The following is a 13540-nucleotide window of genomic DNA, read 5'->3' on the forward strand; positions in this document are numbered from 1 at the left end:
CTCTATCATCCTTTCTTCTAAACCATATCAAGCCGCTTAAAATACTACATGCCACGCATGGCCCTCTTGAAAATAGTACTCACATAAACTAGAACGCGCTTTCAATCTATGAATAGGCTTAAAAATTTGGTAGACTCTTCATATGAATGCCTGAAGTCAAAGACTGTGCCGAGCGCATTCGCTTCGTATTCCCGCCTGATCATGGAGAAGAATTTACAGATCATATCATTTGGGCAATAGGCTATTTAATCGGCAATACCAGACGCCATCATTTTTGATGAAAGCCAACAAACGATCATTGGCTAAAATTCCTTAATCTAATCCAATCGAATAGAACAGGAGAGATCGCTTTGCAGCTCTCAGATTCCACTTATTCCGCAATTAGGGTTCTATGTACACAAGGCGATGACTTAGTGAAGGTAGGCGATCTTGATGCCGCCAAGCAAAATTATATTGCCGCCCTCCGTTTATTGCCTGAAAATCATCAAGAATGGGAGGCCGCTACCTGGATATATGTAGCTATTGGGGATGTCCACTATCGTATGAAGAATTACGATAAGGCCTTCAAGTGCTTTTTTAATGCCGTACAGTGTCCGAAGGGGTTGGGTAATCCGTATATTCACCTTCGGCTTGGGCAGTTATATTATGAACAGGAAAACTTTGAAAAGGCGGCTGACGAGTTAACCCGGGCTTACATGGGCGCCGGTATTGGAATTTTTATGGAAGACGACCCAAAATATCTTGAGTTTTTGGAGACAAACATAGAGATTTGAAATTTCAGGCTACGCAAGAGCTGATTACGATATTTTTAAATTTTTTACCTTCAAACCATTCTATAATATTATTTTCGAAGCTCTTTGCAAGGCGCTGTCAACAGCGGCTGGCGTCATTTCTAACGATTTCTGCAATCTGTTTGGAGTCATGAATAAAAGGACAGTTAAGGCTGGTCAATGTGCCCTAACTGTCTTTTTACTAACTAAACCAAACTGTTACTGAAAAACCACCAACTAAGTATGTTATGTTCGTTTTTAGTAAGGTTGGCGGAGGCGTGGGGAGTCAGCCCCCTTGTGATACGGTTCAGCGTAATGGGATCATCGGCAAAAATGCGTTGTGATTTAGGTATTTCTTACCTACAAAGTCATGCATGAGTCCCGCCGAAATAAAACTTGATCTGATGCAATCATGCAGATTTTAAAACGTACTATATACATTTTCGCATTCAATCGCAGTCGGTTCATAAAAACAATGTTTCTTCCATCGACCTACAAACGGCTGATTATACCAAGTTGGCGGACATGGTCCGGGGTTTTCATACGATCCTGGGCGGAAGTACCATAGCGAGTATTTGGCTGGCCAATTCCGTTCCCCATTCACAACCCGTTGTGCCAGACGGCGTTCTCTATCTCTTGCTCTTTGATAGTACATACCATGTTGTAGCGCTTCGAACGCATGCGGCTGGTTAATCATTTCGGGAATTGTCCGGATTCCTTTAAAATCGGAACAATTCGCTCTTATTCGGTTAATGCCAACAGCTCCAACAAGGAGCATGCCCATTTCGCCTTCGGCCTCAGCCTCAGCTCGAAGCAACCTTGCCAACATATCGATATCCTGTTGCCTGGATTTTACAACTGCCATTTGCTCACCTCATTTGATTTCTAGACTCATCATATTTTAGGCTAAGCAGATGTGTTACTCTGGCTAAATAAATAGAAAACGATATTAAACAGCCCATTTCACTGAACCTTAGCCCATTAGTTGAGTGAAAGTGGTAAAATTCCCCTCAAAATATGTGATACGGCTCACCGTATCGGGTCTAACGGCAAATAAAAAGGGTCTCTTTACAGTGTCTCGCTTAAACAACCACTTTAGAGCAATCCTGTGAGTCATTAATCCGAACGATGAGACGACCGTTACGTTTGGCTAGGTCCATGCGCTGACGATTTTAGCCATATCCCCAACTCACCCACTTGAATTTTTTTACAAATTGGAATCATAGTAACATCACGATGTTCGTTCATTATTCCATCCCGCTAAAGAAAGGTCACCTGCCAAAATGGAATAACTTCAACGGACGTGGCAAATGCTGAATTATCGATTAACCGCAGAAAGAAGTTTTCTCATTCTTTCAATTGTTGGAGTATCCAAAGGAATATTAACTGTAACCTGGAGGTCAACGGAGTCCATAGCCTGGAAGGAAAGATGACCAAAACGAAGGGAACCGACAACAGGATGATTAAGCAGCTTTTCACCTTCCGGCACATTTATAACTTGATGCAACGGCCACCATTCCCGGAACTCCTTACTTTGCTGGTGCAGGTCCTCAATAAGCTCTCCCCACCAAGGATCCCCGACTGTATTTGCATAGTTGGCCCGAAACTGGGCTAACCGATGTTTGGCGTTCGCTTCCCAACTGTCACCCAGCATCCGCTTCGCATTATTCGTAGTGAATAGGCGCCATATCGAATTTCTGTCTCTTGCCGACATTGCTTCGTAATCTCCAAAAACAAGAATCGCGGCCTGGTTCCAGGCTACGACATCCCACCTTGAATTTACCACAAAGGCAGGGCTTTCCCCCTGTCTGTCCAAAAAATCCTGCAGTAGCTGGCTTACCTTGTTCTGTGGCGCTTGATTACTCGGAGGTAAGTGTCCTGCAGCGAGCAAGAAGAGATGTTTTCGCTCAATGTCGTTCATTCGCAGCGCACGGGACAAGCTATCAAGCACCTGGATGGATACCTGAATGTCTCTACCCTGCTCCAACCATGTATACCAATCCACACTGATACCAGCGAGTATGGCAACCTCTGCCCTTCTAAGACCAGGTGTCCGCCGTCTTTCACCGGAAGGCAAACCTACCAGCTCCGGAGTCAGACGGGCCCGTTGGGTACGGAGAAATTCAGCTAATTCTCCGGTCTTTTCGCGTTCCTCCTGCATTTCATCTCATCCCTCCAGTATTTCTTTGTATTCTGGGAGTAACGCTCCTAGGTTAATTCCCTCTCTCGTTATTCTATATTATCGATTATATACTGATGTAGTCATCATTTTTTTACAAGATAAGGTTAGGAGGAGATTCTATATGAATCAACTAAATGGCAATCATTTGAAGGGTGAGGAACGAGCACCGTTATTGGATTGGAACAAGACTTCTCTGGTCGTCATTGACCTCCAAAAATGGATTAGCAGTCAGTATGCTCCTTATTCTGCCGAGATGGTCATTGCAAATTCAGCTAAGCTGGCCAATCTTTTTCGTAACAAGGGGGCTTTTGTGAATCTTGTACACGTATCCAGTAAAGACTTCAAGGATATACCTTCTCCCAAGCTCGATACCACGGTACCTAGACTGAACCTGATAGAGGGCTGGGATGAATTTGTTCCCGAGCTCGGAGTGACCGAGACAGACCATATCATCTCCAAAAAACAATGGGGGGCTTTCCATGGAACAGACCTTGATCTGCAGCTGCGCCGCCGAAATATTGATACGATCGTTTTATGCGGTATATCCTCAGGTATCGGAGTCGATACAACCGCAAGAGAGGCATTTCAGCACGGCTATCAACTTATTTTTGCAATTGACGCCATGACCGGGTTCACCAAGGCCGAACATGAGCATGTACGGGACGTTATTTTTCCGAGGATTGGCCGGATTCGCACAACAGAAGAGATCCTAGAAGGGATTTAGGTTCGTTTTAAAGGGAAACCTGATTGTGTCTAAAATCAAAAAATGCTTTTAAAAATATGGTTGGCTATGGCTAGCCATATTTTCTGCCATTTATTCACCAAGTTCATACCAACCTACTCCGTCACAGTATGAGGTCGAGTGTGAAGCGAAATTGCATCATTTGTGATAGGGTTCTCCGCACTTTCTGTAACGGCAAGTTTTTTGTCTCTCTTATTCCTCGGGGTTATCGAGCTGCACGGCGGACATGACAAGAATTTGATCCGATAATTAAAAAAGCCTTCGATATGAGGACTTCATTTGGGCAATGTTCTTGTCACCTGACTTTCGGCGCCGCAATAATCAAAAACTCTGTCAGTACTGACAGAGTTTTTGATACACCTCATAAACTGCGAGCACCTGCTCCACAAAGCCTTTCTCGGCACTTTCAATCCATTTGTTAAAAGCCATGTGAAAAATTCCAACCGCAAATCGTGCGGCAAGCTCTGACAGCTCGCTATCATATTTGACAGACAAGACGTTTGTGACAGACTCAATCAGCGCCTGGCTTTTTAGCAGCTCACGCTCCTGCAAATCAGGGTTACTTTGAATAATTTGATTCCGCGCCAGCACCCTCTCCCGCTCGCCATCAAAAAAACTAAAAACCGAGGCAAAGCCATCAACCGCAAGCTTCAGCGGCTTTTGCTCGACGTCAAAATGGTCCGTGATAAAAGCCGCGACTTGCTGCCCCATCTCATTTCTTGTGTCGAAAAGCACGTCAGACTTGTCCTTGAATTGCCGGAAAAAGGTTCTCTCCGTCACACCTACAAGGCTTGCAATCTCTTGCACCGTCGTATTTTCATAGCCTTTTTCCATAAATAATTTCGTGGCCGCCGCCTGCAGTTTCTCTTTACTATTCATTTTACCATTCCTATTTTTGTAATTTTTTTACAATTTATCAAAAAGGTCAGTAACTGACATTTTTTCTTGACAACAGTATTCAGCAAGCGCATAATGATCTCCAATGTCAGTCACTGACATCACTTTATCAAAAAGAAGGAGAGAACACAATGAAAATCACAGTTCTCGGCTCACTCGGCAATATCAATCGTGTCTACCTTCCACGCCTCATCGCAGATGGTCACGATGTCACCGTCATCACAAGCTCCAAAGATCGGATCGCCGACATCAAGGCGCTCGGCGCCAAGGCTGCTGTCGGCTCAAACCGTGACGTCGACTTCCTCACCAAGGCTTTCACAGGCAGCGACGTCGTTTACCTCATGATTTCTGGCATCAATTTTGCCACTGGCACGGATATGTGGCAGACCGCCATCGAGCTTTCTGAAGATTACAAGACTGCCGTTCTAAACTCAGGCGTGAAAAACGTCATCAACCTCAGCTCAGTCGGCGCTGACAACCCCAACGCCGGCATCCTTTACAGCTATCATTTTGCAGAAGACGCGCTCAACTCGCTCGAGGGCGTGAACGTTGTTCATATCCGCCCTGTCGGCTTTTACAGCAATCTTTTTGCCGACATGCAAAGCCTCAAAGCCCAGCGAATCCTCTTCAGTCCAATTTCAGCCGACATCCCGCAAGGGTGGGTCAGCCCAGTTGATATCGCGGACGTCGCTTACGCTCTCATTTCTCACACCCCAGCGGGAAAAAGCACGAAATTCGTAGTAAGCGATTGGGCCACAAGCAACGACTGGCTAAATGCTCTTGCTGAAAATGATATCGAATCCAAATTCCAACAAATTCCCGTCGAAGCTCTCGCTGAAAATATGAAGAAAATCGGCTTCCATGAAAATACCGCCAACGGCTTCGCCCAATTGTACCGCGCGGGTGAAAACGCCGACGAATTCTACGCCAGCCTCCGTGCCACCGACTACCACCTCGGCAAAGTCAAGATTGGAGACTTTGCAAAGGTTTTTGCAGATGTATATAAAAAATCAGTTTAAACCATTTTGGAGACTGTTTAAGGAAGAAAACGCGCCATAGCGCGTTTTTCCTTTCGTTAACAGCTAATTTTTATTTTGGATTACAAACCGTTCTTAATACCTCCACAAAAACTTGCCCTTATTTATGGTACGGTTCACCCCGATTAATCTTCACCGCCCGATAAATCTGTTCCACCAGTACCAATCGCATCAGCTGATGTGGCAAGGTCATTCTTCCGAAGCTCAGCTTCTGCTGGGCACGGCGGAGAACTTCGTCAGAGAGACCATGACTGCCACCAATGACAAAGACAACATGGCTTGTACCGTAGGTGCCGAGCTTGTCCAATTCCTCAGCAAGTTCTTCCGAGCTCCACAGTTTGCCATCGATGGCGAGTACAATGACGTGTGCCTCACTTTTCACATGAGCAAGGATACGCTCTCCTTCCCGTTCCTTAACCTGTCGAACTTCCGCCTCGCTCAGTGTGTCAGGAGCCTTTTCATCCGCTACCTCGATCATTTGGAACTTGATGTATGGCCCTAGCCGTTTAGCGTATTCCTGAATGCCCATAACCAAATATTTCTCTTTTAACTTCCCCACACCTATAAGCTGAATAAACAAATTCCATACCCCTATCTATGTCGAATGATAATGTAAAATCGCATTTACGATCCTCAACTTAAAAACATACCTGTAACATAGTTATTTTAGCACCTGAAACGCCTCTTACCTATCTATTTCCTCGCCGTTACGAGCCTATCCCCTTTTCAGATCATAGCGGATCATTCATTTACACTCTTCACAATGAAATGCCTATCCGTTTCGTATTCATCAAGACACTGCATTAGCATCTGTCGATATTCGCTGATTTGCTCCGCTGTCGCTGACTCCCGTAATGATTCGAACAATGCTATACATTTCTTGCAATTACGATCATTACCCGACTGATCAGCTAGTTGCATCGCCCGCACAGTAAGTCCCACTGCATCCTGTAATCTGCCGTACTTCCGATAGTACAAAGCCAAATGATAGCAGTAGCTATAATAGTAAGATATGTTCTCTGCGTCTTCATAACTCTCAAATTCATCAATCTGCTCAGCAAACGTATGTAAAATATCCGCCACATCCAAATGATACCTAAGCGCTGCCTGTAATATGGTATTCAGCCCTGGTAATATTTCCTCTAGATTATCCTGCAAAAAGGCTACGTATTCCTCGACCAGCTCTATATTTCCAGACAAAATATCCACTGCATATAAATTAGTTTTGGCTAGAAACCTGAATTCCTCAACAACCTGATTGTTTTCTTTCTCTAAATCCTCCATCCACCCTAGCTCAGCATACTTATAAATGCACTCCCTTGCCTGCTCATATGCACCCTGGTGCTGGTGAGCCATTCCGCACATCAGGTGACTGATCCCAAAATAATATACCAACGGGCGTTCTAAATTCACATGCGGGATGGGTAATTTCATTGCTTTATGATACTGCCGTTCCTCGTAGATATGCTGGACACATTGATACAAGATATCCGCCGTCTCCATCACCTTTTTCCAATTTTCAAAAGCTACAGCCATCTCCAACATTTCAACAATGATGTCCGGTTTGAGTGATTTCAGGATAGAAGTTTCCAAGAGTAGTCTCTCCTCATATTCCCATTTACATCCAATTGTATAGAAAGTGAAAAAGGCGGTCAATATAAAAAGTACTTAAGAGTACAGTTTTTTGTTATTTTATTTTGCATAAAATGGTCTGTAACCATATTCTCTCCTCTTCTAACCTTAAGTGGAGGTGATCACATGAGTTTACCAGAAAGTGTCGGAAATCGGATACGGGAGCTAAGAAAGGCTAAAGGATGGACACAGGAACAACTGGCAGAAGCAGCAGGACTCCATTACAGTTATATTGGCGGAGTTGAACGTGGAGATCGAAATATTTCATTGGAGACGTTGGAAAAAATAATTCTAGCGTTAAAGGTTCCACCCTTTGAACTTTTCCAATTCGATGAAAATACAGATCGAAAACAAATCATAAATGAACTTATGTTACTCATAAATTCAAGAGAAACAACAGAGCTCGAAATTCTTACTACTATTACTAAAAACATTGTTGGTTTAGTTGAATTACAGCAAAAAAAGCATTAAACTATTCCATTCTATCTGACTTTTACACTTCATCTTCCATAAGCTTGATATGAGGTGGTAATATGACAAAATTACGGAATTCGGTTGGAGAAAGAATTAGAGCAATTCGGAAGGCTAAGGGATTAACACAGCAACAACTTGCGGAGCTTTCAGGATTAGATGATGCATATATCGGATCACTAGAGCGTGGCGAAAGGAACTTTTCAATTGATACTCTGGAGAAAGTGCTAACCGCCTTAAACGTGTCTATCAGTGAGTTGATGTTTTCCAAAGAACATATGACTACAGACGAAATGATTCGGCAAGAGGCGATAGATGAGTTTGTTGCGCTCACCAGCAGATTGAATGAAGAACAAATCGAGATTCTTAGACGTGTTAGTAAAGAAGTTTCACGCGCGTTCAACTAAGTCACTCCACCCAAAAAAGCCTTGAATAAAACCAAAAAAGAGCACCACACAGGTGCCCTTCAAACCTTTTATATAAAAACTCACGCATACAACATAAAAAAGCTCACTTCATGTCCCAGTTGCTTCAGATAATTATAGATCTGCGAGCGGTGATGGAACACATGGGTCACGGTTTCAATCTGCCATTGAACCTGTAAATGCCCATGCTCCATATAAAAGGCCTTCGTCGAACGATTCAGATAATCTTCTTCGCTAATCGAAAGAATGTAAGCCTTATAAGTCTCGAAATTCTGCCTGAAAGTCGCAGCCAAGCGCTCAGGATCTTCCACCCCGGACAGGCTCTTTTCAATCTCTCCTACTTCTGCCTCGGACTTCTCCTGCATAATCGCAAGATCCGAAGCCGGAATAAGCACAAAATGGTGCACTAACTCCAGCAGCGAGCGGAAATTGTCCTGTGGGCGAAAGTCCCAATCCTCTGGACGTATTTTACGAATTAAGGCTTCCCCCGTCCGTACCCCAGTCTCCAGCTCATTCAGCAGATGATCGCGAACTTGTAGCGTTCCACTCATATCCACATCTCTCCTTTGCCTTTTTCTTCATATTTTGAGTATAGCCGAGGGCTCCGAACGTGTATTGTAAAAATCGGACAACCTCCGAAAGTCCTTAGCCGCTGTAAGCGGGGAAGCTCCATAAAATCTGCGAAAATCACGGATCAGATGCGCTTGGTCAAAAAAGCTGTGCTTCAATGCCAACTCCATCGAATCGACAGAACCAACACTCTGAATACTGTGCAGAACACTCTGGAAGCGGACGACTTCACTGAACTTCTTGGGGCTAATCCCGATCCATTGCCCAAATTTACGGTTGAGCTGTCTTTCACTGATCGCCTCACGCTCCGCAAGCTCCTTGACACCCACACTCCCACCGCTCATAAAGATGCGATGCAGCAGGTTTTTCATCAGGTCACAATCGCTTATCCTACGACTTAGTAGAAGTTGGTTGAGATACTGATCCATTATGCGCACCCGTTCATTAAAGTCTCGTGCCCCCAAAATACGCTCACCTATGATCTCGACATTTTCAGGCCATATCTCTTCCAAGCAATAATTACTGCCTGTAAACAAATGAGTCGGCATCCCATGAAAATAATGTGCTCCACCGGGGAAAAACCGCACTGCAAAAATACGTGTTCCGGACCCTGCTTGTCTGGTAGACACGAACGGATGTGTAAACGTCCCGCAGTATGAGAGTTCCTGACGCTTACTCACCGGGTCGTATTCTAATAGAATATCCGTACAACCATCAGGTAATACCCGGTCCACTGCCTCTACTTCCTCCAGCCAGCCTAATGAAGCTGTGTCTCTACCCGATACTGTCATATTCCCTCCAGGGATTTCTCTAGTAGCCGGGCCAGACTCCCAATAACAGGCTACGTAAGCTCTCAGCGCAGCAGACGGGTTATGTTCAATATAATATGTAGAGGGATCACTTCCATTGACTTGAAGCGGACGGAACAGTGAATGCAGCAAAGGGTCCATCCATCGTTCACTCCTGTCTCAGTACGTGGTGGGGATAAATACAAAAAGGACGTTTCTCCCCGAAACGCCCGTGCTTGTTGTTTAGACGACCAAAAATTCTGCTTTATTCTCACATTCCTTGCACTTCACTGGAGGGTCCCAATCCGAAAATTTCGTTTCTTTGAGATCGACGACATCCGGTGCATCCTCGTATTCATCGACGAACATATCAATTGCCAGTTCCACATGCTCTTTACATACCACGTACATTCCGTTGCATCCCTTTCCGTTTGAAGCTCTTCCTGTTGTAGGTGTGTCAAAACTGCCTTCTTTTGTTCTACCACACTTGACGCAGAAAGGAAAGGGCTTGCCCGCTATCCCTGACGTTGGGTCTTAAAAATGAGAAAATTACTGACGTTCAGATCTTCACGGAAATGGGGATATTTCTCCAACATGTCAGCAGACGGCTTCGGTTCGATCATTCCTTCTCTAGTGATCTCATTCACTTGAAGAAAGGCTCTCCTGTTCAGGATACCCAGGTCACTTTAAACCTGAATGGCAACCAGTTGAAGTCACTCCATGCCGGCAGTAAGCAACTGAAACAGGACACCGACTACACGCTGAGTGGAGACACGTTAACCTTCAAAGCCAGCTTGCTCACCAGTCTAATTACCTCTGGTAAATATGGCGAGAATGCTGTAATGACCGCCAAGTTTACTAAGGGGGCAGATTGGAATTTTAGAGTCGTCGTGTATGATACACCAAAATTAAGTACTGTCGAAGGGACTACGCAAGCCTTTACTATTCCAACAGACTTCCGTGGTAGCCAGCTTGCGACGATGGAAGCCGTGTATACGAATGGTGGCAATGCTGGTCCACAGGACTGGACACCTTATAAAGAGTTTGGTAATACGTTTGCCCCTGCCTATGATACCCATGGCATCAAGCTACTGCCTGAATTCTTCAACAGTGTGAAGGATGGTGAAGTCACGTTGAAGTTCCACTTCTGGAGCGGAGATGTAGTGACATACAAGATCACCAAGAGCGGAACCCGTGTGACGGGAACAGCATCTTAATCTAAGCCACAGCATAAATCAAAAAAGGCGTTCCCGGAAATGAGCCGGAGAGCGCCTTCTTTATAGTTAAGTATACCATTCAACTTTAGCCTTCCGGCTTATCTGTTAATTTTAACGTCACCGACTCTTCCTTGCCGGCCCGGTAAAAGGTCACTTTCAGCTCATCGCCAATCTTCTTGTTATCGTACAGATAGCGACGCAAATCAAGCGTAGAGTTAATCGGTTCACTGTCAAACGCTGTAATCACATCGTTCAACTTCAAGCCGCTCTCCTTGGCAGGACCATGAGCCTCCAGAACAACGGCACCATTTTTTACACTGTCAGGCAGCTTGAGTTCCTTGCGCTGAGTTTCATCGAGCGGTGCATATTCATTATTGAGATCTACGGTGTACACTCCCAGATAAGGGCGGGTGATCTTGCCGTCCTCAACCAGTTCATTCACCGTCTTCATTACCTCATTGGCGGGAATGGCGAAGCCCAGTCCTTCCACACCTGTATCGGCGATTTTCATCGTATTGATGCCAATCACACGTCCGTCCAGATCGACCAGCGCGCCGCCGCTGTTTCCTTCATTAATCGCCGCATCGGTCTGAATTACATGCTGCTCCCAGTCATATACACCGTCCTGATTGATGGAAATGGGAATGATGCGATTCGTATAGCTCACAATACCGGAGGTCAGCGTGTCTCCCAATCCGAGCGGGTTGCCAATCGCAATGACCGTCTCGCCCAGACGAAGCTTGCTGGAGTCCCCGATATCCGCTACTGTGCTAATGCCTTTATCATCAACGGCCAGTACGGCGATATCACTAATGCGATCCTTTCCGACCAGCTTCGCCTCTTTTCTCACACCATCTACGGTTACAATATCCAGATCATCCGATCCTTCGATGACATGGTTGTTCGTCATAATAAAGGCTTTGCCTGAGCTCACCCGGAAAATGACGCCCGATCCAAGCGCTGATTGTTCCGTACTGTGACCGTCTTCCCCTTTCAAGTTTACGATGCTGACGACAGCTGGGCGTACCTTGGCTGCCGCTTGCACAATCCGGTCATACGGATCGCCCGCTGCTTGCCGCAAGGGATAATGACTTGCTCCGGTTACTGCTGTAGTGGAGGGCAGACCTGTAATAAAGCTGAACAGCAGCACGGCAACCACTGCACTAACCGCACCGCTAATGACAGCAGCCTGCACCGGGCTTACCCGGTGATTCCTGTGCGGCCAACGTCCCCGTCCTCCACGACGTGCTTTAAATGCTGTTTTTTTAGCCGCACGCGTGGAGACCTTCGTTGAATAAAAATCATCTTCAAACAAGCCCATGCTAATCCTCTCCCCTTCGTTGTCATGCACCGACACTCACTAAAAAATTAGGGCTATTCGGGCTTGCGCCAACCTATGCTACAGAGAACCTGCTCCGTTGAACATCACAAATGGATTGAATATCCCCTACCATCGGAATCCAGCTACTCATCGTTTCGGCCTACTTATTAATCACCACAAATGGCACTTTCCTAAGCAACCAAATCTCATAAATTAGCATACACGCCGAATTTAACTCCGAATAGAGGGAAAAAGAGGAATGATTTCCAAACCAATGGACTACAATAGTAACAAGTCTTCTATTCTATTACAAAATGATCGTCTCATAGAGACGTTCTGGCTTGTTCCCGTCCGCTTAAAGCAGCCTATACTTTCGATGAGAGCCTTCCTACAGAAAGCTTTCTGTTGTTAGCTTTATTGTATCACAGCACTCGGCAAAACCACAGACAGAACCAAGCTTATTGCAGGCCATTTTAAAAATATTTTTACAGGAGGAATATATGATGAATTCCCATCGTTCCGCTATGGATGAAGTGCGCATGGCAGCCAAACTTGCGGATTTGAAAGACGAGCACTACCGTAATACACTGGCGCTAAGTACATTGATTGAACTACTGGTAGATAAAGGCATAGTAACCCGTGAAGAGGTTGAGCGCAAAGCCGCCGAACTGGACAGCTTTATGGCTCACTTACCTTATCCCAAGGTGTAGGACGATCATAATACGTATCACACAATCGAAACTCACTATCCTTGTAAAAACAGCCGCGGTCTTCCATCGCACCGCGTACGGTCATCTTCGCAAGTTCCATCATATTGTGGTCGCGGCTCAAATGCGCCAGGTACGTTCGCTTTGTCCGTCCGGTCAACAGCTCGCTAAGAATCGCACCTGCCATCTCATTGGATAAGTGACCGATATCGCTGAGAATACGGCGTTTGATGTTCCAAGGATACCGGCCCATCCGCAGCATTTCTACATCATGATTAGCCTCCAGCACCAATACATCTGCATCTGATATTGCTTGTTTTACCTTATCGCTGACATAGCCGAGATCAGTCGCTACGCTAAGCTTCTCTGACCCATCATAAAAGCTGTATCCTACGGGCTCAGCCGCATCATGGGAGATGCCAAATGACTCTACACGCAATGATTCAAATTCCCGTGTTGCACCTGTCTCCAATATTCTGCGATTATCATCCGCGATTTGTCCAACAGCATTGCTGATGGCAGACCATGTCTTCTCGTTAGCATATATAGGTAAATTATATTTACGCGCCATGGCGCCTAGTCCTTTAACATGATCGGAATGCTCATGCGTCACCAAAATACCATCCAATTCTTCTCCGCTCAAATCGCGTTCTTTCAGCAGCTCGTCAATACGCTTTGCGCTGAGACCTGCGTCAATGAGCAATGTCGTGTCTTCGTTCCGCACAACGGTAGCGTTGCCGGTCGAACCGCTCGACAGCACGGTAAAAGAAATCCCCATATC

General features: G+C 45.4%; 16 protein-coding genes and 2 pseudogenes. 7 read left to right on the forward strand and 11 right to left on the reverse strand.

Translation table 11 applies throughout. The features are described from left to right. The first annotated feature begins 350 nt into the window (after nucleotides 1-350). The gene (locus tag FKV70_RS09685) at nucleotides 351-773 is read left to right on the forward strand and encodes a tetratricopeptide repeat protein (protein ID WP_142612709.1); all 423 of its coding nucleotides are present in this window, start codon (nucleotides 351-353) and stop codon (nucleotides 771-773) included. Between the two features lie 418 nt (nucleotides 774-1191). Here the strand turns inward: FKV70_RS09685 and FKV70_RS09690 are convergent, their stop codons facing one another. Both FKV70_RS09690 and FKV70_RS09695 read right to left on the reverse strand, forming a co-directional pair. Then, on the reverse strand, nucleotides 1192-1635 hold the full coding sequence (locus FKV70_RS09690; RefSeq protein ID WP_142612710.1) for a cell wall hydrolase: 444 nt from the start codon (nucleotides 1633-1635) through the stop codon (nucleotides 1192-1194). Between the two features lie 453 nt (nucleotides 1636-2088). Then, nucleotides 2089-2931 (reverse strand): helix-turn-helix transcriptional regulator, encoded by an 843-nt coding sequence (locus FKV70_RS09695; RefSeq protein WP_142612711.1) that lies wholly within the window; start codon nucleotides 2929-2931, stop codon nucleotides 2089-2091. 142 nt (nucleotides 2932-3073) lie between these two features. On the opposite strand from FKV70_RS09695, the gene FKV70_RS09700 reads away from it, so the two are divergent. Next, complete coding sequence (locus FKV70_RS09700) at nucleotides 3074-3676, forward strand: isochorismatase family protein (RefSeq protein WP_063211750.1); 603 nt, start codon at nucleotides 3074-3076, stop codon at nucleotides 3674-3676. A gap of 351 nt (nucleotides 3677-4027) precedes the next feature. Here FKV70_RS09700 and FKV70_RS09705 read toward each other — a convergent pair whose 3' ends face one another. Continuing rightward, the gene (locus FKV70_RS09705; RefSeq protein ID WP_142612712.1) at nucleotides 4028-4573 is read right to left on the reverse strand and encodes a TetR/AcrR family transcriptional regulator; all 546 of its coding nucleotides are present in this window, start codon (nucleotides 4571-4573) and stop codon (nucleotides 4028-4030) included. Between the two features lie 149 nt (nucleotides 4574-4722). Here FKV70_RS09705 and FKV70_RS09710 point away from each other — a divergent pair, with 149 nt between their 5' ends. Further along, entirely contained in the window at nucleotides 4723-5610 is an 888-nt protein-coding gene (locus tag FKV70_RS09710; RefSeq protein ID WP_142612713.1) for an NAD(P)H-binding protein, read from the forward strand. A 118-nt stretch (nucleotides 5611-5728) separates the two neighbouring features. On the opposite strand, the gene rlmH is transcribed toward FKV70_RS09710, so the two are convergent. Beyond that, nucleotides 5729-6208: a 23S rRNA (pseudouridine(1915)-N(3))-methyltransferase RlmH gene (gene rlmH / locus FKV70_RS09715; RefSeq protein WP_013312768.1), complete on the reverse strand. Its 480-nt coding sequence runs from the start codon at nucleotides 6206-6208 to the stop codon at nucleotides 5729-5731. 161 nt (nucleotides 6209-6369) lie between these two features. Further along, on the reverse strand, nucleotides 6370-7221 hold the full coding sequence (locus tag FKV70_RS09720; RefSeq protein WP_142612714.1) for a DNA-binding protein: 852 nt from the start codon (nucleotides 7219-7221) through the stop codon (nucleotides 6370-6372). A gap of 165 nt (nucleotides 7222-7386) precedes the next feature. Between FKV70_RS09720 and FKV70_RS09725 the strand changes: the two genes are divergently transcribed. Next, nucleotides 7387-7731 (forward strand): helix-turn-helix domain-containing protein, encoded by a 345-nt coding sequence (locus FKV70_RS09725; protein WP_142612715.1) that lies wholly within the window; start codon nucleotides 7387-7389, stop codon nucleotides 7729-7731. A 62-nt stretch (nucleotides 7732-7793) separates the two neighbouring features. Then, on the forward strand, nucleotides 7794-8138 hold the full coding sequence (locus FKV70_RS09730) for a helix-turn-helix domain-containing protein (RefSeq protein WP_063211736.1): 345 nt from the start codon (nucleotides 7794-7796) through the stop codon (nucleotides 8136-8138). Between the two features lie 80 nt (nucleotides 8139-8218). On the opposite strand, the gene FKV70_RS09735 is transcribed toward FKV70_RS09730, so the two are convergent. The 4 genes and pseudogenes from FKV70_RS09735 to FKV70_RS26890 form a co-directional block, all read right to left on the reverse strand. Continuing rightward, a complete protein-coding gene (locus FKV70_RS09735; RefSeq protein WP_142612716.1) occupies nucleotides 8219-8707 on the reverse strand; it encodes a DinB family protein in 489 nt (162 codons plus the stop codon). Between the two features lie 27 nt (nucleotides 8708-8734). After that, nucleotides 8735-9676 (reverse strand): AraC family transcriptional regulator, encoded by a 942-nt coding sequence (locus FKV70_RS09740; protein WP_142612717.1) that lies wholly within the window; start codon nucleotides 9674-9676, stop codon nucleotides 8735-8737. An 81-nt stretch (nucleotides 9677-9757) separates the two neighbouring features. Then, nucleotides 9758-9925: a CxxH/CxxC protein gene (locus tag FKV70_RS09745; protein ID WP_007433184.1), complete on the reverse strand. Its 168-nt coding sequence runs from the start codon at nucleotides 9923-9925 to the stop codon at nucleotides 9758-9760. A 104-nt stretch (nucleotides 9926-10029) separates the two neighbouring features. Continuing rightward, nucleotides 10030-10143: pseudogene (locus FKV70_RS26890) on the reverse strand (SAM-dependent methyltransferase); the annotation flags it as partial. On the opposite strand from FKV70_RS26890, the pseudogene FKV70_RS09755 reads away from it, so the two are divergent. Continuing rightward, a pseudogene (locus tag FKV70_RS09755) lies at nucleotides 10144-10731 on the forward strand (X2-like carbohydrate binding domain-containing protein); the annotation flags it as partial. 85 nt (nucleotides 10732-10816) lie between these two features. Here the strand turns inward: FKV70_RS09755 and FKV70_RS09760 are convergent. Next, a complete protein-coding gene (locus FKV70_RS09760; protein ID WP_064797517.1) occupies nucleotides 10817-12052 on the reverse strand; it encodes a S1C family serine protease in 1236 nt (411 codons plus the stop codon). 503 nt (nucleotides 12053-12555) lie between these two features. On the opposite strand from FKV70_RS09760, the gene FKV70_RS09765 reads away from it, so the two are divergent. Next, nucleotides 12556-12762 carry a hypothetical protein gene (locus FKV70_RS09765; protein WP_013373883.1) on the forward strand — a complete coding sequence of 69 codons (207 nt, stop codon included), beginning with the start codon at nucleotides 12556-12558 and terminating at the stop codon, nucleotides 12760-12762. On the opposite strand, the gene FKV70_RS09770 is transcribed toward FKV70_RS09765, so the two are convergent. Continuing rightward, nucleotides 12731-13537: an MBL fold metallo-hydrolase gene (locus FKV70_RS09770; RefSeq protein WP_063211725.1), complete on the reverse strand. Its 807-nt coding sequence runs from the start codon at nucleotides 13535-13537 to the stop codon at nucleotides 12731-12733. The two genes, FKV70_RS09765 and FKV70_RS09770, sit on opposite strands and share 32 nt — an antisense overlap. Nucleotides 13538-13540: the final 3 nt, after the last annotated feature.

This window comes from Paenibacillus ottowii (assembly GCF_006874425.1).
GTDB classification, from domain to species: Bacteria; Bacillota; Bacilli; order Paenibacillales; family Paenibacillaceae; genus Paenibacillus; species Paenibacillus ottowii.